The sequence below is a fragment of the Priestia sp. SRI_019 genome (assembly GCF_057586255.1).
On record NZ_JBYCZN010000001.1, the window covers coordinates 1,330,648 to 1,347,546 of the forward strand.

The 16,899-nt window shown below is 38.1% G+C and carries 24 protein-coding genes; 15 read left to right on the forward strand and 9 right to left on the reverse strand.

The annotated features are described in order from the left end of the window. On the reverse strand, positions 1-504 hold the full coding sequence (locus tag AC2YJL_RS07070; RefSeq protein ID WP_014459104.1) for a YehS family protein: 504 nt from the start codon (positions 502-504) through the stop codon (positions 1-3). A gap of 420 nt (positions 505-924) precedes the next feature. On the opposite strand from AC2YJL_RS07070, the gene AC2YJL_RS07075 reads away from it, so the two are divergent. From AC2YJL_RS07075 to phaZ, 3 genes are all read left to right on the forward strand, one after another. Continuing rightward, positions 925-1,455 carry an ECF transporter S component gene (locus AC2YJL_RS07075; protein WP_230933141.1) on the forward strand — a complete coding sequence of 177 codons (531 nt, stop codon included), beginning with the start codon at positions 925-927 and terminating at the stop codon, positions 1,453-1,455. Between the two features lie 89 nt (positions 1,456-1,544). After that, a complete protein-coding gene (locus tag AC2YJL_RS07080; RefSeq protein WP_013058089.1) occupies positions 1,545-1,736 on the forward strand; it encodes a hypothetical protein in 192 nt (63 codons plus the stop codon). 196 nt (positions 1,737-1,932) lie between these two features. Further along, positions 1,933-2,829: an intracellular short-chain-length polyhydroxyalkanoate depolymerase gene (gene phaZ, locus AC2YJL_RS07085; RefSeq protein WP_195696389.1), complete on the forward strand. Its 897-nt coding sequence runs from the start codon at positions 1,933-1,935 to the stop codon at positions 2,827-2,829. Between the two features lie 174 nt (positions 2,830-3,003). On the opposite strand, the gene AC2YJL_RS07090 is transcribed toward phaZ, so the two are convergent. Next, entirely contained in the window at positions 3,004-3,579 is a 576-nt protein-coding gene (locus AC2YJL_RS07090) for a CBO0543 family protein (protein WP_369361210.1), read from the reverse strand. A gap of 167 nt (positions 3,580-3,746) precedes the next feature. On the opposite strand from AC2YJL_RS07090, the gene AC2YJL_RS07095 reads away from it, so the two are divergent. From AC2YJL_RS07095 to AC2YJL_RS07115, 5 genes are all read left to right on the forward strand, one after another. Continuing rightward, a complete protein-coding gene (locus tag AC2YJL_RS07095; RefSeq protein ID WP_369361209.1) occupies positions 3,747-4,016 on the forward strand; it encodes a hypothetical protein in 270 nt (89 codons plus the stop codon). A gap of 108 nt (positions 4,017-4,124) precedes the next feature. Then, the gene (locus AC2YJL_RS07100; RefSeq protein ID WP_195696392.1) at positions 4,125-4,298 is read left to right on the forward strand and encodes a glycine zipper domain-containing protein; all 174 of its coding nucleotides are present in this window, start codon (positions 4,125-4,127) and stop codon (positions 4,296-4,298) included. Positions 4,299-4,321: 23 nt separating this feature from the next. Further along, a complete protein-coding gene (locus tag AC2YJL_RS07105; protein WP_195696393.1) occupies positions 4,322-4,699 on the forward strand; it encodes a hypothetical protein in 378 nt (125 codons plus the stop codon). A 261-nt stretch (positions 4,700-4,960) separates the two neighbouring features. Further along, positions 4,961-5,584 (forward strand): FMN-binding negative transcriptional regulator, encoded by a 624-nt coding sequence (locus AC2YJL_RS07110; RefSeq protein ID WP_369361208.1) that lies wholly within the window; start codon positions 4,961-4,963, stop codon positions 5,582-5,584. 211 nt (positions 5,585-5,795) lie between these two features. Then, positions 5,796-6,773 carry a ring-cleaving dioxygenase gene (locus AC2YJL_RS07115; RefSeq protein WP_369361207.1) on the forward strand — a complete coding sequence of 326 codons (978 nt, stop codon included), beginning with the start codon at positions 5,796-5,798 and terminating at the stop codon, positions 6,771-6,773. A gap of 57 nt (positions 6,774-6,830) precedes the next feature. Here the strand turns inward: AC2YJL_RS07115 and AC2YJL_RS07120 are convergent, their stop codons facing one another. The 4 genes from AC2YJL_RS07120 to AC2YJL_RS07135 form a co-directional block, all read right to left on the reverse strand. Next, the gene (locus AC2YJL_RS07120; RefSeq protein ID WP_372586384.1) at positions 6,831-7,034 is read right to left on the reverse strand and encodes a YjcZ family sporulation protein; all 204 of its coding nucleotides are present in this window, start codon (positions 7,032-7,034) and stop codon (positions 6,831-6,833) included. Positions 7,035-7,326: 292 nt separating this feature from the next. Further along, entirely contained in the window at positions 7,327-8,220 is an 894-nt protein-coding gene (locus AC2YJL_RS07125; protein WP_369361206.1) for a tyrosinase family protein, read from the reverse strand. A gap of 229 nt (positions 8,221-8,449) precedes the next feature. Further along, positions 8,450-8,962: an LPS export ABC transporter periplasmic protein LptC gene (gene lptC, locus AC2YJL_RS07130; RefSeq protein ID WP_230933135.1), complete on the reverse strand. Its 513-nt coding sequence runs from the start codon at positions 8,960-8,962 to the stop codon at positions 8,450-8,452. A 4-nt stretch (positions 8,963-8,966) separates the two neighbouring features. Further along, positions 8,967-9,212, reverse strand: a complete 246-nt coding sequence (locus AC2YJL_RS07135) for a hypothetical protein (protein ID WP_230933134.1) — start codon at positions 9,210-9,212, stop codon at positions 8,967-8,969. A 162-nt stretch (positions 9,213-9,374) separates the two neighbouring features. Between AC2YJL_RS07135 and AC2YJL_RS07140 the strand changes: the two genes are divergently transcribed. Beyond that, positions 9,375-9,914: a GNAT family N-acetyltransferase gene (locus AC2YJL_RS07140; RefSeq protein WP_251568578.1), complete on the forward strand. Its 540-nt coding sequence runs from the start codon at positions 9,375-9,377 to the stop codon at positions 9,912-9,914. A 61-nt stretch (positions 9,915-9,975) separates the two neighbouring features. Here AC2YJL_RS07140 and AC2YJL_RS07145 read toward each other — a convergent pair whose 3' ends face one another. From AC2YJL_RS07145 to AC2YJL_RS07155, 3 genes are all read right to left on the reverse strand, one after another. Then, on the reverse strand, positions 9,976-10,611 hold the full coding sequence (locus tag AC2YJL_RS07145) for an FMN-dependent NADH-azoreductase (protein WP_195696400.1): 636 nt from the start codon (positions 10,609-10,611) through the stop codon (positions 9,976-9,978). A 485-nt stretch (positions 10,612-11,096) separates the two neighbouring features. After that, positions 11,097-11,732 (reverse strand): FMN-dependent NADH-azoreductase, encoded by a 636-nt coding sequence (locus AC2YJL_RS07150; protein WP_028414603.1) that lies wholly within the window; start codon positions 11,730-11,732, stop codon positions 11,097-11,099. Positions 11,733-11,762: 30 nt separating this feature from the next. Next, a complete protein-coding gene (locus tag AC2YJL_RS07155) occupies positions 11,763-12,080 on the reverse strand; it encodes a winged helix-turn-helix transcriptional regulator (RefSeq protein ID WP_013058076.1) in 318 nt (105 codons plus the stop codon). Between the two features lie 220 nt (positions 12,081-12,300). Here AC2YJL_RS07155 and AC2YJL_RS07160 point away from each other — a divergent pair, with 220 nt between their 5' ends. The 6 genes from AC2YJL_RS07160 (at position 12,301) to AC2YJL_RS07185 (ending at position 16,862) form a co-directional block, all read left to right on the forward strand. After that, positions 12,301-12,444 carry a spore germination protein gene (locus AC2YJL_RS07160; RefSeq protein WP_487374671.1) on the forward strand — a complete coding sequence of 48 codons (144 nt, stop codon included), beginning with the start codon at positions 12,301-12,303 and terminating at the stop codon, positions 12,442-12,444. Positions 12,445-12,757: 313 nt separating this feature from the next. Then, positions 12,758-14,107, forward strand: a complete 1,350-nt coding sequence (locus tag AC2YJL_RS07165) for a glycosyltransferase family 2 protein (protein ID WP_407818782.1) — start codon at positions 12,758-12,760, stop codon at positions 14,105-14,107. Between the two features lie 127 nt (positions 14,108-14,234). After that, the gene (locus tag AC2YJL_RS07170; protein ID WP_369361205.1) at positions 14,235-14,855 is read left to right on the forward strand and encodes a polysaccharide deacetylase family protein; all 621 of its coding nucleotides are present in this window, start codon (positions 14,235-14,237) and stop codon (positions 14,853-14,855) included. Between the two features lie 256 nt (positions 14,856-15,111). Next, positions 15,112-15,705: a LemA family protein gene (locus AC2YJL_RS07175; protein WP_251568581.1), complete on the forward strand. Its 594-nt coding sequence runs from the start codon at positions 15,112-15,114 to the stop codon at positions 15,703-15,705. Continuing rightward, positions 15,705-16,478: a TPM domain-containing protein gene (locus AC2YJL_RS07180; RefSeq protein WP_251568582.1), complete on the forward strand. Its 774-nt coding sequence runs from the start codon at positions 15,705-15,707 to the stop codon at positions 16,476-16,478. Before AC2YJL_RS07175 ends, AC2YJL_RS07180 begins: the two co-directional genes overlap by 1 nt. Before the next feature lie 108 nt (positions 16,479-16,586). Then, positions 16,587-16,862 carry a hypothetical protein gene (locus AC2YJL_RS07185; RefSeq protein WP_230933130.1) on the forward strand — a complete coding sequence of 92 codons (276 nt, stop codon included), beginning with the start codon at positions 16,587-16,589 and terminating at the stop codon, positions 16,860-16,862. Positions 16,863-16,899 lie beyond the last annotated feature (37 nt).

Genomic DNA, 16,899 nt, shown 5'->3' on the forward strand with positions numbered 1-16,899 from the left:
TTAGCCTCTATATTGTACGGTTAAGCCTCTTAGGAATTTTCGTGCAAAATTCTCTTTGCACGGTTTGTAATTTTTGTGGCCTTTTTTTCGTAATAAAGCACCTAATTCTGCTTTAGATACACGGATGCCACCGTCATCAAATACTTCTAACATCTCTTCACTGGTTAGGGACAAAGCAATTTTCACTTTCTTTAATAAGACGTTGTACATATTTTGATTGCTTTGAACGGGCGCTGGAGGTGCTTGCCCTGGTTTAGGGTCTTGTTTTCCTCTTTTAAAGGTAATAAAGCCGTTTAAAAAAGAATCTAACATACTGTTACTGCACGAGATGTGTTCGTCCGCATGAACTGCATCCTCGTCTTCTTCGTCCGGTGTTCTCGTAAGGATCTTTAATACGTCTTCTTTTGTTACGTCTACTCCGCCAAGATTAAAGATCTCTACCATTTCTGTATTTTTTAAATCCAAGGCATATCGTAATCTAATTAAAATATCGTTATTATCCATTCTTGCTCCTCCTATAACTTGCTTGCTGTATGTAAAAATCATGACTGCCACAATCTAAACGAACTTGGTTAATATCAGTACAATTATAGTAACAGGTTCCGCTGGAATTCTAGGTTATTCCATTCATTTCTACAAACATATAACTTCTCATATTTATAAGCCTTCGTCAACTCTTGAAAAAGAACGATTTGCTCATATTATGCCCGAACAGACTCTTTACCATAACAAAATTAGGCGCCGCAGTCTGCTAAAGTAAGCAGAGGTAGCTGTATTTTTTAAGAACGGATAGGACAATTTTTAAAGTTGACAGAGTTTTATGTGCCGCTAGAATGATATACCTTACTAAATAAATAGTTTTACGTATTTATTAAGTGTGTAATTAGGAGTATGATAGTAGTAAAAAAAGAAAGAGGTCAACAGATGAATTCAACATACTCACCAAGAGAATCAACCAAAATCAAAGCTTTATCCATGCATGCGCTTTTTATCGCACTGACGTTTGTAGCGACAATGTTTATCAACATCAAGCTTCCAATCATGGGTAACGGAGGCCTCATCCATTTAGGCAACGTTCCTCTTTTTATAGCAGCTTTTCTTTACGGCAAAAAAACAGGAGCCATCGCAGGAGCTTTTGGAATGGGATTATTCGACCTTATCTCCGGCTGGACAGCATGGGCACCGTTTACGTTTATTATTGTAGGGGCAATGGGCTTTTTAGCGGGTCTTATCTCAGAAAAAGCACCTGGTAAAAGAGCGTTTGTCAACACGCTGGCAGTTGTTGCAGCGCTGATTGTAAAAGTCGTCGGCTACTATTTTGCCGAAGTGATTCTTTACGGTAACTGGATCGTTCCGCTTGGATCTATACCAGGAAATGTGATGCAAGTTGTGATAGCGGGTATCATCGTTGTTCCGCTTGTAGCGCGCTTAAAGAATAGAGCGGTACAAATTTAATCGCTCAATCGTAACTTGTTTTACCATTATCCTATCCTTAAGTGATATACTTGATGAAGGTTTATCAAGTGAAAGGAGCGGAAAACACCATGAAATATTTAAAATCACAGATGAAGCAGCTCATTAAAGACAATCAGGAACTGCAGGGTAAGCTGAACGGTTTGATGAAAGAGCACAGCCTTGAAAAAAACTTTGCTCTTAAAGCTTTGTACCACGCAGAAGTGGCTGAAGGCGGAAAATATCAGCTTGCCTATCAAGCATTAGACGCACCGAAAAAGTAATGGCCTTATTGCTCATTCGCATATTTTTTTATCATAAAAAGGCAGCCAAATTGCATATTTGGCTGCCTTTTATAGCAAATAGAATGACATAGGATGATCTTGATGTTCAAGCAACTGCTTAACGCTAGATAAATAGGGTATGTAAAAATTAAAGCTAGCTATCGTTCTAATTATATAAGAAAAGAGGAAAATAGCGATGACCATATCTGCTTTAGAACAAGCAAAAGTAGAGTTACCGAATGGAGAAATAATCAATTACCGAATGAAAAAAGGCGGAAAAGAAGTACTTTTGTTAATTCACGGAAACATGAATTCTTCCCTTAACTGGGATGTGTTGATGAACGAACTTCCAGAACATATCACAGCTTATGCGCTTGATTTAAGGGGATTTGGAGACTCCACTTACCATACACCTATCCACACAATCAAAGACTTATCAGATGACGTCAAACTGTTTGCAGATGCTTTAAAGTTGTCTGCTTTTACAATAAGCGGGTGGTCATTAGGAGGAGCAGTCGCTATGCAGTATGTGATTGATCATCCGAATGATGCCAAAAAATTAATTCTCTTAAGCTCCGTCAACATCAAAGGCTACCCCATTCCAAGAAGAACGTTCCTAGAACTGCCTATTCCTAACAACTTTATACAAACGAAAGAAGAAGTAAAAGAAGCATTTAGAATGGTCGAAAACGCAAAAGAAACAAAAAACACATGGTTTTTAAAAATGATGCTGCGTCAATTTTTATATACAAAAAATAAGCCGTCTGCTGATCAATTTGAAAAATATTTAGAAGGAACGACCAAGCAGCGAAATTTAATTGATATCAATTATGCGCTGATGAGATTTAATATTTCAAACGATTTTAACGGTGTCGTTCAAGGGACAGGAGAAGTCGAAAAAATTATGATTCCTACTATGGTTATTCAAGGAGATGAAGATAAGATGGTTTCAACAAGAGATGCATCTGACATCGCAAAAGGAATAGGGGAAAATGCGACGTTGAAAATTATGAAAGGCGTGGGCCACTGCCCATTGTTAGATGATTTAAGCAGTTTAATGGATTTATACAACGCTAATTTAACCAGGGCTTAGGAAAAGCGAGATTTTCTTTCCTAACAAAAGTTTTATTATTGCTAGATGCATCATGTTCTAAATTAACAATGAGAAAAGCATTCTATCTTTTGAGGAAGCAGACAACTAGTAAGGACAATAATCAAAAAAAACGCAAGGTCTTTTGAAGATGCTTACGTTTTTTATTGATGACACTTACCCTATTCGTTTCTGTTTTTCAAAATAAAGAAACAGATTGGTAATCCATTTTGATAGCAGTATGACACCGAGATAAAATACAAATAAATAACCGTAAGTAGCCCATTCATGCAGCTGGAAAAAGCCAATCCCTGTTAATAATGGTTTGAAAATAAAAGCAAAAAACAAGCAAAGAATCGTTGCATATAAATAATAATTTTTATGATGATTGAGTGTCCATTGATAAAGCAGCATAAAGGAAACGGGAATAAGCGAAGCATCTAAGCTAAAGCTTACGGGTATGACGGTATTCATTTGATAAGGATACGTCCAAAGCCCGTTATAAACGCCAGCGGTGTCACTATAGTGAAACCAAACGTGCACGTTAAATCCATAAAACCCTAAGTGAAAGGCTCTTTTTCGGTCAATTAAAAAATAGAGAATGACTAAAGGTAAGATAAAAGCCCCTAGGGTCACCCAAAACTGCCAAGAGCTTGGACTCGAGTAGTGGTGCCAATAGTCCATCCACGTTTTGGAGAGATCTTCCTGTATGCTATGTATTTTTTCAAGATATTGCTTTTGATTGGTTGTCAACGTGATCCATCCTTTTTAAGTAAGAGAAGTGTTTTTATTTTTAAACTGCCCTTTTCTTAAGGTTTGGATACCTTTCCCTGTTGAGTTATTTGCATTTTTCTGCACGTACAGTCTAACTGGCCTTTATGCTAAAATAGGAGGTATAAAAAGTAAAAAGAAGGGGACGTATGGATAGCTCTATTTTAGACATAGTGATAGCCATTTTTTCTATGATGGCCGGGTTAATCATCCTTTCTTTATCTCAATCATTATCCGATGAATCAATGAAGCGGGTCCGGATTAGAGGGCTTCTTATCCACATGTACTGGATAGCTAAAAAATGCTTTGGCATATCGTTTGAGCAGTTTGCACGTAAAACGATGTATGTATTCGGGGTAATCTGCATACTGGGGTCGATTTTAATGCTCGGAGAAGCCGTTTATCAGCTCATTATGTAAAAAGCAGTTAAAGTGACTGCTTTTTTTGTTTCCATTTTTATGAAACTTTTAGCGCAGTTTTTACGTATAAAAGGTATAAATAAAATGGTAGCAAAAAGGAGTGATTTTTTGTCTGAAGAAAAGAAAGGTACTGATTATCTAGGAGTAGGATTAGGCTTGGGCGTTGCGATGGGGGCTTCTCTCGGAATGTTAATGGATAATATCGGGTTTGGTATTGCGATTGGGACATCATTAGGCGTTGTGTTTGGAACGGCAATGAATCAAAGAAGCAAAAAGGAATAAAGTTCTGAAGAAAGGAGTAGAGAATGAAATATTTTGACGAAGCAAAGGAAATATGGTTAAAATATGTTCCGAAAAGCGGGCAGTCGGATGTTGTAGAAGGAGAGGTCATTCGAGCTATTGAAAAGCTTCGCTGTGAAGCCCAAGGCAACGGAAATGCCAATTGGGATAAAGGATTTGAGATGCTGGTGTTATATATACTAGACGTATTAAATGACCCTGCGGTATTTATCTCAGCTGTTTTAGCAGAAATAAAAGCCGATATTCACACCTTGCTCACTTCTACAGAAGATCCGTATTTGGAAGATGATGTATATGATCGCTTAACCGACCGTGTCATTGAGTGGCATATAGCCAAAGGTGGACCTATTAAAAGAGAAAAAAATCCTCAATTATATAGATGAACAAAAAAAGGAGCTGCTTTAAACGAGCGCTTCTTTTTTTGTTTCTCAATCCTTTGCTCAGTGAACTGATATTTAATTACATCATGTGCTAAATAATAACATATAAAAAATCAGCGGTTTACATCACAACAGTGTAGCATAAACTTCATAAAAAATCGTTTCATAAGTTGCTGACCTCCCTAAAAAGTTCATAACTGACGCTGTTGCAAACACGTATAGTATTATATCTTTTACTAAATAAGAGATAAAGGAGAAGCGCCGATGTATATTCCAAAGTATTTCAAAGTGAATGATGAACAAATAATGTATGATCTTATTGAAGACAATGGGTTCGCCACTTTGTTTTCGTATCATAATGAAAAGCCTTATGCTACTCATTTGCCCCTGATGTTAAACCGGAAAGAAAAAGCTTTATACGGACATTTTGCACGTCCGAATCAGCAGTGGAAAGATGTTGAAAATCAAGAAATTCTAGCTGTGTTTCAAGGGCCTCACTGTTATGTTTCACCGTCATGGTATGAAACGAATCAAGCTGTACCAACATGGAATTATGAAGCTGTTCACGTGTATGGCACCATGAAAATGATTGAAGAACCAACAGAACTGCTTGGGCTGCTGAGGAAGATGGTAGCGAAATATGAAAGCCCGAGCAGTACATATACGCTAAATGACGTTGATCCTGCTTATACGAATAGTTTAAGCAAAGGAATTATTGGGTTTAAAATCGACATCAGCAAAATGGAAGGCAAGCAAAAGCTAAGTCAAAATCATTCACTCGAAAGACAGCAGTTAGTCATAGAAAAATTAGAGCAGACGTCTCGTGAAAATGAAACGAAAATTGCGGAGCTGATGAAGCAAAATGTGGAGCGCGTGCTTAAGAAGTAACCGCTGTTGGAAAAGGTCAGCAGTTTGTTAAAGGGAAGATAAAAAGAAACTAACCATGTGTTTAGTTTCTTTTTTATGTTCACAACATTTTCTTGTTATTGACAAAGGGGCTGTGCATCCTTTAAAATTATCTTTAATTAAAGATAATTAAATTAAAGATAATTTTAGTGGGAGTTAAAAAAATTATATATTATGAAAAGAGGCGGAGCAGATGGAATTGTTAGGGTTGCATCATGTATCTATTTTGACGGGGAAAGCTGAAAAAAACTATCAGTTTTTCACTAAAGTTTTAGGTATGCGATTAGTAAAAAAAACGGTGAATCAAGATAACACGCAGTCTTACCACTTATTTTATGCAGATGGAGAAGGAACACCAGGAACGGAAGTAACGTTTTTTGATATTCCGGGGCTTGCAAGAACCCATCAAGGTGCATCTGACATTTCAACCGTGTCGCTTCGTGTTAAAAGTACGGATTCTTTATACTTTTGGAAAGAGCGCTTTGAGCAGTACGGAGTAGAGTATGAAGAAATAGCTAAACGAGCTAATCGTGACACGTTAGCATTTAAAGATTTTGAAGGCACACGCTTGCTTCTTGTCGCAGACAACGGTGAAAAAGGCGTAAGAGCAGGCGTCCCGTGGAAGCGTGAAGATATTCCGTTAGAACATGCGATTATCGGATTAGGGCCAGTTACGCTAACGGTAGGCACGGCAGAACCAACGGTTGACGTACTGACAAGCATTATGGGATTTCGCTACGTAGGTTCTTATCCATCTCTTGCAGGAGATCATAGCGATATTTTAGTTTATGCAACAGGTGAAGGCGGAAGCGGAGCCGAAGTTCATATTGAAACGAGACCCGATTTGCCGAAAGTTCGCTTAGGGCGCGGTGGCGTTCATCACGTTGCATTCCGTGTGCCAAATGAAGAAGAATACAACAAGTGGGCAAGTCGATTAAATGAAAACAGTCTGCCGAATTCCGGTAAAGTAGAACGATACTATTTTAAAGCACTTTATTTCAGAGAGCCAAACGGCATTTTATTTGAATTATCAACGGACACACCTGGATTTGCGACCGATGAACCGCTTGAAACGATGGGGCAAACACTAGCGCTGCCGCCATTTTTAGAGCCGAAGCGCAAAGAAATTGAAGCGAAGCTGAGACCCCTAGATTTAGATGAAACGCTATAGGGTTTGCAGCGATTAAGACATGAAAAAACTCCAGTATTTATACTGGAGTTTTTTAGGTTAACAATCATCGTGATGGAAGCCGAAACCACATGCACCAATAATAATGAGTAAAATAAACAGTACGATGATAATGGCAAAACCATTACCTCTGTGGCAAGGAACGCTATATCCACATTCCATATATCCATAGTCCGGCATTGTGTATCCGCAGTGTGGAATCATATGGTCATAAGCAGGAGCAGTATAGCCGTGGTGAGCCATAGCAGGTGAGAACGGCATATTTTCATTAGAACTAAAAGGTGCGTTTACGTTATTATGCATTTTGATATCTTCCCTTCATTTATAAAACTTTTATAAAGCTTTGATAACTTATTCATATGTTCGAAGGTTCTCATATGAAGCTTATTCACAGCCCAATTATGGTTAATTAACTATATTTTATGGTGAATGGAAATGTAGCAGTGAGTTTTACAATGCTTGTGGCCTTATAAGTTATGTCAGAAGGGAAGGGGGTTACCTGTTCTAAATTGTATACCGCTGTTTCTAGAACGGGTTATGAGGAACGTTTTGATTTTCTTAATTCTATATCGTATACGTACCCAAGCTTTCGATGGTTCATAACGTCTTCAGGGGTTGTATTCCAAGGATACATCGGATCTCTAAAGTTTTGACCAAATGGTCCGTTTTTCATCGGCTGATAGTTTTGATTGCGATGAACAATTTGCCATACAGCCCAAATACGATCCACATTTGCGTGGTGTAAAAAGAAGACAGGATCATTCGGAGCAGTAGGTACAACACCCATCTGTCCGCCAACCCAACGGTGTACGCGATTGTGAAGCTGTGGCCCGTTAATAAATCCTTCAAGCTGATTACGAAAGCTGTTTTGGCTCGTCATACCCCAAGGCGGCGTATCATATTGCGTTATTTTTAAAGCATTAAGAACATCATCTCGAGTAGGGAGTGTAGGTGCTTCTTTCGTTGCGCCAAAATTACGTTTTAGCCCTCCAGAAGGATTTCCTTGCTCATCGATCGTCGTCCAGCGTCCGGCTGCAAACGGACCGGTATCGACGATAAAATCTTTTTTAGGATTTCCGTTTCCGCCCATAAAATCTGCGCTCCAAATTTTTGATTGTGATGGATCTTGCATCTGTGCATCCGTTTCCCATTCCCAATAAGGAAGGGTTACTTCTGGATTGATCGACTGAAGGTCACGTTCGAATCGCAAAAGGTATTCACGATGCCACGGCAAAAAAGCAGAACTCATATGTGCTGCATTTCGATCGCTGCCCGGAGGAGTATGAAATTTACCTGCTGTACCATGCCAGGCTATATAGCGGTCATATATTCCTTTTTCCTTTAGTATTAGCACGGCACGAATAAAATCTCTTTTTTCCGCGTCTGTAAGAGATAATACGTTTTTTCTAACTTTGTACTTGTTACTCATTTTTTAACCTCTTTCTTAAAAAAGAAGCAAGGGGCTGTTTCTTTTTTATATTTAGAATATGTCCAAGAAGTAAAAGTGCTACTGTCATATCTCCAAAATTTCATAGTCTAAAGTTGGATTTTTTACATATCAAATAGACTTTAAATCAATTATTAACTTTCTAGAGCTGTAGATAATGAAATGAAAAAAAGCAGGCTTGAGCCTGCTTTTTTCATTTCATATATTAGGGTTAATGACCTATTGGATACATGGTCGTTACACTGTAGTCATAGTCTTTGCCTCTGTAGTCGGTATACACAACTCTAACTTCTTGGTTTAAAGAACTAATATACTTTTCTTTAACATAATTGCCAGATTTATTATTGGTACCATCGTCACCTTCATTGATTACTTCTTCGGCAATCGACATCGCTTGTTTTTCACTTAAGTATTTGCTGAACTGGCTTTTACCATGGTAATTGTCTGCGCCTGGTTGTTGCATATGAGCGACGATGTGACAATATCCGTATTTATCATTTCCTTCTTGTAAAACAAGTTCTTTGCCGGTAAATAGTCTGTCGCTTTGAGTCTCTGCAGAGCATTGGTTGCTTGATGTAGTGTCCGACGTGCTACTCGATGTACTGCTTGAATTTTCATGCTGCTGAATGAGGGAAATAGGCGAATTGTTGGTAAATACAGCGATGAGGGCAATCGCAAGTGCTACAATAGTGTATAGTATTTTGCTGTTTTTAAAAAAATCCATTCCTTTATGCGTCTCCTTTTTGAATCAACGTTAAAATCAAATCAACTTTCTTTTCTAGCTGATCAATTAAGTTTTGTTTTACTTGTTCTGATTGTAATAAAGCGCTTCTGAGTTCGTCCATATCTTTTTGCATATACGCACGGTTTTCTTTTTCTTGCTGAAGCTCTTTTTGAAGAGCGTGTATCGTGGACAGCAATTCTTTATCTGGGTTCATTTCTACGTTCACCGCCTCTGTGCTGATAAAAATCAACTTATGTCCACTATATAAAATACCACTATCTCCGCTGTAAATCGACTATTTGGATAGGAAATGAGTCCTCCCGGGTGAGGTTTTAGCAGGATATTGCTAGTTGAGAGGAGAATAGTATGGTTTACCGTAGATAGATAAGCTGCGCAGAAAAGAGGGAAGAAAATGTTTCCGGAATTAGAGACAAAACGGCTGATATTAAGAAAAATTGTAGAAGATGATGCGGGTGAAATTTTAGAATGCTTTTCTGATGAAGAGGTGCTGCGCTATTACGGGCAAGAAGCTTTAGAATCGATCAACCAAGTAAAGGGGATCATTAAGAATTTTTCCAAAGGCTACGAAGAAAAGCGATTGATTAAATGGGGGATTCAGCTAAAAGGAAAAGAAAAGCTGATTGGAACAATAGGGTTTCAAGAGTGGTCTCCTGGGCATGAGAAAGCAAACGTAAGCTATGCTCTTTTTCCGGAGTATTGGAACAAAGGATACGCAACAGAAGCCGTTCATGAAGCGATTTCTTATGGCTTCCACGAACTTCAATACAATCGTATAGGAGCGATTGTATTTACGCAAAATAGCGGATCTATCGCTTTGTTAAGCAAAGTAGGATTTAAAAAAGAAGGAACATTAAGAGAGTACATGTACCAAGACGGCATCCCATTTGATACATATGTTTATTCGCTGCTGCGCGGGGAAGCAAAGATATAAATGTAAGCACAAAAAAAGGAACACGGGGAGATGTTCCTTTTTTTTATGCTTATATTTGTTATTAGAATGTACGTGCAGCTTCTTTAGCGCGAGCAATGCCGTCCTCTTTAATTTCTTGTGCTTTATCTGGCATTGCAGCCTGTCCTTCTACAAATAGGCTTCCGATAGATGGAACGCCGAAGAAGTTCATCATAATGCGCATATAGCGGTGACCCATTTCCAGTTCACCAGCAGGGCCGCGAGAATAAATACCGCCGTTTGCTTGAATATGGAACGCTTTTTTATCTGTTAATAGACCAACAGAACCTTCTGCTGTATATTTAAATGATTTTCCAGCTACTGCTACAGCATCTAAGTATGCTTTCATTACCGGTGGGAATGAGAAGTTCCACATTGGTGTAACAAATACGTATTTATCCGCTTGAGCAAATTGATCACTTAATTCGTTTAAACGAGCAACTTTGCGCTGTTCTTCAGGAGTAAGCGCGTCAAATTCTGCGCCGCTTCCAAGTTTACCCCATCCGCTGAATACATCGCCGTCGATGTGAGGGATATGTTCTTGATATAAATTAACGTGAACAACCTCATCCGTTGGGTTTACTTCTTTATACTCGCTAATAAATGCGTCTCCTGCAGCCATACTGAATGATTGCGTAGCATCGTTAGGGTTTGCTGTAATATATAATACTTTTGCCATAATTCTTTTCACCTTTCCGTCTTCAATATATAAATGTTGTTTCATGAATTAAAGATAATATGTTCGAAAACATCTACTACGTTATTAATAGTAACTTACGTAACAAATTTAGTCAAAGGTTTTTTATTGGGTTTTATCATATTCACAAGCGTTTTTAAGAGTATTATGCTTTTAGATTTTGTGGCTAAAACCTTTAAAAACAAAGGTTTATTTCATTTTAAAGCGTGATTTTAAACGTTATTCATTTGGAGGAACTATCTTTTTTGAACGTAGATAATTAAAAAAAGCAAAAGAAAAATCATGTGTTTTTGTGTTGTTCGTTATTAATAGTAACAAAAAATAACAGCGTTTCATCTTTCCTTTAAATCTATTTTCAACGTAAAACGAGCAGGAAGGTGATCATTATTTCAAGGGAAATATAAGGGAGGGAAGAGTAAAGAAAAAGACCTCGATCTGCTTCGAGGTCTTTTTGATTTTTATTGAATTTAAAACGTTTTGGCCATTGAATGGGCTTTTTGGAGTGCTTTTTCTTTAATTTGCGGAATTTGATCCGGGAATTTTACTTGCCCTTCAATAATAATGCTTTCAAACGCTTCAATTCCAAAGAAGTCCATCATGATTTCTAAATAGCGATGGCCCATTTCTCTTGCCATTTCAGGGCCTTCTGAATACACGTCTCCGCGGGATTGAATGTGAATCGCTTTTTTTCCTTTAAGCAATCCCTGAGCGCCTTCTTTTGTATATGTAAAGGTTTTACCTGACACGGTAATCGCATCAATGTACGTTTTCATAATCGCAGGAACAGAGAAATTCCACATTGGCGTGACAAAAATATATTTGTCAGCGAGTACGAACTGTCCGCCTAGTTCAGCTAATCGTCCCACTTTTAATCGTTCATCCGTTGATAAATCCTGGATGGAAGAGTGAGAACGAAGCTTTTTCCAGCCGTTAAATACGTCTGCATCTAAGTATGGAATATCTGCTTGATATAAATCTAAATGAACCACATCATCTTCTGGATGTGTTTGTTTATACACGTCAATAAATTCTTTCCCAACAGCCATGCTAAGTGATTCGTCTTCAGCTAAAGGGTGTGCAGTAATATAGAGAACATTTGCCATGATGCTCATCCTTTCTATGGAGTAGTTTTATTAATCTTGGACCCAGCTTTCTGCCCACTGGCTAATCGGCCCTAATATTTTGCCTAACTCTGTTCCTTTTTGAGTCAGCGAATATTCAGAGCGAATAGGGCGATCTGGAATGACATTTCGGACAACGATTCCGTGGTCTTCAAGCTCTTTAATCCGTTCTGTCAAAAGCCTTCTGCTTAAGGCTGGTATACTTTCATTTAATTCACTAAAGCGTTTAGGACCACTCATAAGTACATAAATGATTAATCCTGTCCACTTCTTGCCAATCAGTTCGAAACTTTTTTCTACTTTAGGTTGAATATCTTTTGGTTCGTCCATATTACGTATCCTCCTTCAAACAATATGGATGAAAAATAACTTATGCATTTATTGTAACAGAAAAAGCATAAAAACATGTGGAAACTTTGGGTGAAGCAGGGTGAAATGAATAATTTCACTAGTATTTGTACCTTGCTTTTCACTTCTTGAAAACTTTTCACACATAGGCTTGTCACAGCATACGATGTACGAATTCATTTTAAGAAAAGGTGGTATGGTCATGGCAGGAGTTATTAACATCTGTAACACGAGAATTAATGGTATGGCGAGAAACGGATCAATGAATTTTGGAGAAGTCCTTCACAACGAACACACAGCGGATGTTAAATCTGTTGGAATCAACTCAACGTATGGAGACATTTAAGCTGCTTGTGCGCGAATGAAAAATACAAATATGGATGCAGATATATTTGATCAAACGGCTGTTGCGAATATTGATGGGGTATATGGAAATCAGCTATAAAAGGGAGCTGCTTATAACGTATGAAGTTGTAAGCAGCTTTTTTATGCTGAGAAGTAGAACACTTATTTATGATAAGAGAATGTGTTTCTAATTCAATAGAATGATCTACCAGAGTTTGCGAATCTATTATATACGCCTTTTCTAAAACTTTTTACGTATTGTACAAGCACCTTGTCACTTTTTGAATAGTATATAGGGGAAAAACAGAGAAAGGATGATTAAAATAGACTTGTATGATTCTTATTACAACCGTTACGATGGAAAATACTATATTAAAAAGAAAGAAAAGAATCTTAAACCCTTAAAAGAGCCTAAAAACAAAAGGAGTAAAATAGACAATTCATTATATAAAATGAGCATAAAAAATAATCACAAACATCCTATTAAAGTTAGTATCATTATGCCTACGTATAATAAGTATCATCAAACCTCTCTTTCGCTTTATAGTTTATCAAAACAAACGTTTCCTCAAGCTGAGTATGAAGTCATTCTAGTGGATGACGCTTCTTCTGATAATACGCCCGACATTTTAAAAGAAGCGGATGTCCCGTTCAAATTTAAATATATTCAAATGAAACAAAATAAAGGGCGTTCCTCGGTACGTAATATAGGAATTAATCATGCTGAAGGAGATCTTTTAATCTTTTTAGACGGAGAAATGCTGGCACCTCCTGCTTTTATTGAAAATCACTATAAACATCATGTGCATGAATCCAATCTTGTGGTTACCGGAGCTATGCATTATGAAGGAGTTTACACGTTTATTATGCCAGACTATAATGAAGATCAAGTGGCTCACTTGAAAGAACTAGTCGGCAGGGATCCTGAGTATAGAAGATTGTATGAAAACTATGAACAGACGAAGCAGCATTCAAATGTTCCTTGTCCTCTGGTAAAAAAAGAAGACATTGATACAAACCGTTTTCAACGTTTATCATTTCCCAATCGTTATTTCCTTAACAGCGGGCTAAAACATTTCGGAGAGCGACTTGAAGGATTTACGCTACCGTATATCGCGTTTTTAAGTGGAAATGTATCCGTAAGAAAAGCGCAATTAAAGAAATCCGGCTATTTTGATGAGACTTTTGTCGGCTACGGGGCAGAAGACTGGGAGCTTGGATATCGTTTATATAAGAATGGTGCACAATTTGTTTTAGATTCCTCTACGGTTGCTTATCACCAAGAACACGGTATGTCTAAGCGAAAAGTAAAAGAACAATGGGGAAATCACTATCGTTTCGTTAAAAAACATCCTAATATAGACGTTCTTATCCTCTCTCTTGAATGGAAAGAGCTTCCGTTTATGCATATGCATAAAACATTAGTTGAATATAAAGCGCTGGAGAAGCGTTTTCCTGATGAATATAAGGAATTTAAACATGCTTTTCGCGTCATGCTGTTTAGAATCATTGAATATTTAAATAGTGGACAGCCCGTGACGAAACTTTACGATCTCCCAGGAGGATCAGAGGAAAGAATAAAAATTATTCAGCAGTTCGAAACACTGCGCCCTCGTGGATTTGACTACTTGGCGAGTTCTTTTGAACAAATCTATTACCTATAGCGCTATTACATGCAGAAAAAGATATAACATCATCTCTTAAAAATTGTCTCGTCGTAAAAGCCCCTCAGCTTACACCCACAAATTGAGGGGTTTATTTCTATATCTATTTTATATAAGGGGAGAAAACATGAATCAAAATTCACCAAGGTACGTTGCGTTAACGTTTGATGATGGCCCCTCAGCTTACACGGCTGCTATTTTAAAAATTCTAAAGAGATATAATGTACGTGCGACCTTTTTTGTCGTTGGTTCGGAAGTAGAAAGATTTCCAAAGCTGATCCAACGTATTCATAGAGAAAAGCACGTAATTGGAAATCATACGTGGAGTCATCCTGATATTACAACTCTTTCTAAACGTGAATTATGGAAAGAAATCACTTCTACAAATGCTCAAATAGAGAAAATAATAGGTTATTCTCCCAAGCTATTTCGTGCACCTTACAGTTCGATAAATGATACAGCTCTTGCTGCTATTAAGGAATTGGGAATGACGTCTGTTCTATGGAATGTAGATAGTCAGGATTGGCGTGAAGAAGATCCATTGGTCATATGCAAATATACGATTAAAAATCTACAAGAAAAGAATCTTATTGTCATGCACGACGGGGATCGATACGGCAGCGGAGCGCGGGATCAAATTGTTGCTTCATTGCCGAAACTTATTAAATATTTAATAAAAAACGACTATCAATTTGTAACGGTTCCTGAATTTCACCGAGTCGCATACAAGATTGAAGGGTGGTCTTAAGCAGAAAAAGGAATAGCCAAGAGGTATTCCTTTTTTCTATTGTGAAACAAGATAAAATCGAGAAGGTTATATGTGCGAATGGATAGAAAGACTAGGTAGAGAAAAGCATTTCACTTTATTTATAGAAGGGTTGATTGTTAGGAGATGTCTTCCTTATACGTTCAATACAAAAAAATGGTAAAAAATGAATCTTTTTAGAGCGTGATTCGTACTAGTAAGTAGATACATAATTTTGATGAAGAAAAGAGGTAGTACATTGAAAAACAAAGGTTCGATTGCTACGCTCATCGGGATAGCGATTGTTGTGATTTTAGGGTTAGGAATTGTTGTGATTTACGGAGTGAGCTCTTACAACAGTCTCGTTAGCGCCGAGGAAGATGTAGATAATAAATTTTCCCAAATAGATAATCAACTAAAAAGAAGAGCTGATTTAATTCCGAACTTAGTGGAAACGGTCAAAGGCTATGCTAAGCATGAGCAGGAAGCAATTGATTCAGTCACTCAGGCAAGAGCGCAGCTAGCGGGAGCTAAAACTCCTGAAGACAAAGCTGATGCTAATCAACAGTTAAGCGGCGCGTTAAACCGCCTGCTTGTAGTTGTTGAAAAATATCCGGATTTAAAAGCGAATGAAAACTTCAGAAGCTTAATGGACAGTTTAGAAGGAACGGAAAATCGACTCGCTGTAGCGCGTAAAGACTACAACGATGAAGTTGCAAAATATAATAAATCGGTTAAGAGATTTCCTAAAAGCATGTTAGCGGGTACGTTCGGCTTTGAAAAAAAGCCATATTTTGAAGTGACCAATGAAGAAAAAGAAGCGCCGAAAGTTGATTTTGGGAGCGATAAGTGATGAAATTTCTTGCTTCGTTTGCTTTATTATTGTCTCTTTTATGTAATATGGTAAGCGTTGCTTTTGCTGCACCTGATATTCCAAATCCGGTAGGCGATATTTATGTTCAGGATTTTGCTCATCTATTAAACGATCAGGAAAAAGCTGAAATAAACCAAATGGGCAGAAAATTGGATGATGAAACGAAAGCTCAGGTAGCGATTCTTACCGTGAATTCATTAGGTGATGCGGATGTAGAAGAGTACGCGAATGAAGCGTTTCGAAAGTATAAACTTGGTGATAAAAAGCTGAACAATGGTGTTCTTATTTTGCTCGCTAAAAAAGAACGAAAAATTCGAATCGAAGTAGGATACGGGTTAGAAGGAGCTATCACCGATATCAAATCGGGAGAAATTTTAGATTCTTATGCTATTCCTAACTTAAAAAATGGCAAATACGATACGGCACTAGAAAGCACATACAAAGCTGTTTATAACCAAGTCGTGAAAGAGTATGATTTAGGAAAAGATTTTGAACAAAAAGTGCCAAAAGCATCTCCGCCTTCCGATAGCGGTGTTCATTTCACAGCGCTTCAAACGCTGCTGATTGCAGCTGTTATTGTGGGCTTGCTTATCCTTGACTTTGTCTTTTTTAAAGGAGCTATCACTCAATTTCTGCTAAACTTCCTTGTCATGTTTGGAGGAAGAGGCGGCGGAGGTGGCGGCAGTGGAAGCGGTCCTCGCGGAGGGGGAGGCGGCAGCTCCGGAGGCGGCGGAGCGAGCCGAGGCTGGTAAAAAGATAAGAGTTAAAAGAGGCTGAGATAAAATTAGGTTAGTTGAAAGAAAATCCGAACGAGATGGATTCTTGATTGAGAATCCAACGCGTTCGGATTTTTTGTTTGTATGGTGAACATAGCTTTCATATATTCATTCAGTTACTTCAAGCAGTTAATTGGAGGGCAAGGCGAAGACTCCTGCGGGAACAGCGGAACAGGTGAGACCCCGCAGGAGCGCAAGCGACGAGGAGGCTCACCGGCCGCCCGCGGAAAGCGAAGCCTTGCACGGAAATCAATGGCGGCGTCACGAGCGGTTCAGCTCCTGTATCCTATTTGTATGTATTTAGATCGAATAATTAGGGGTATTCCAACCTCTTTTTTGCTTTGTGTGCCTATATCTTAAAAAAAGATTTTTTCCATTGTATAAGCATATTCAAAAA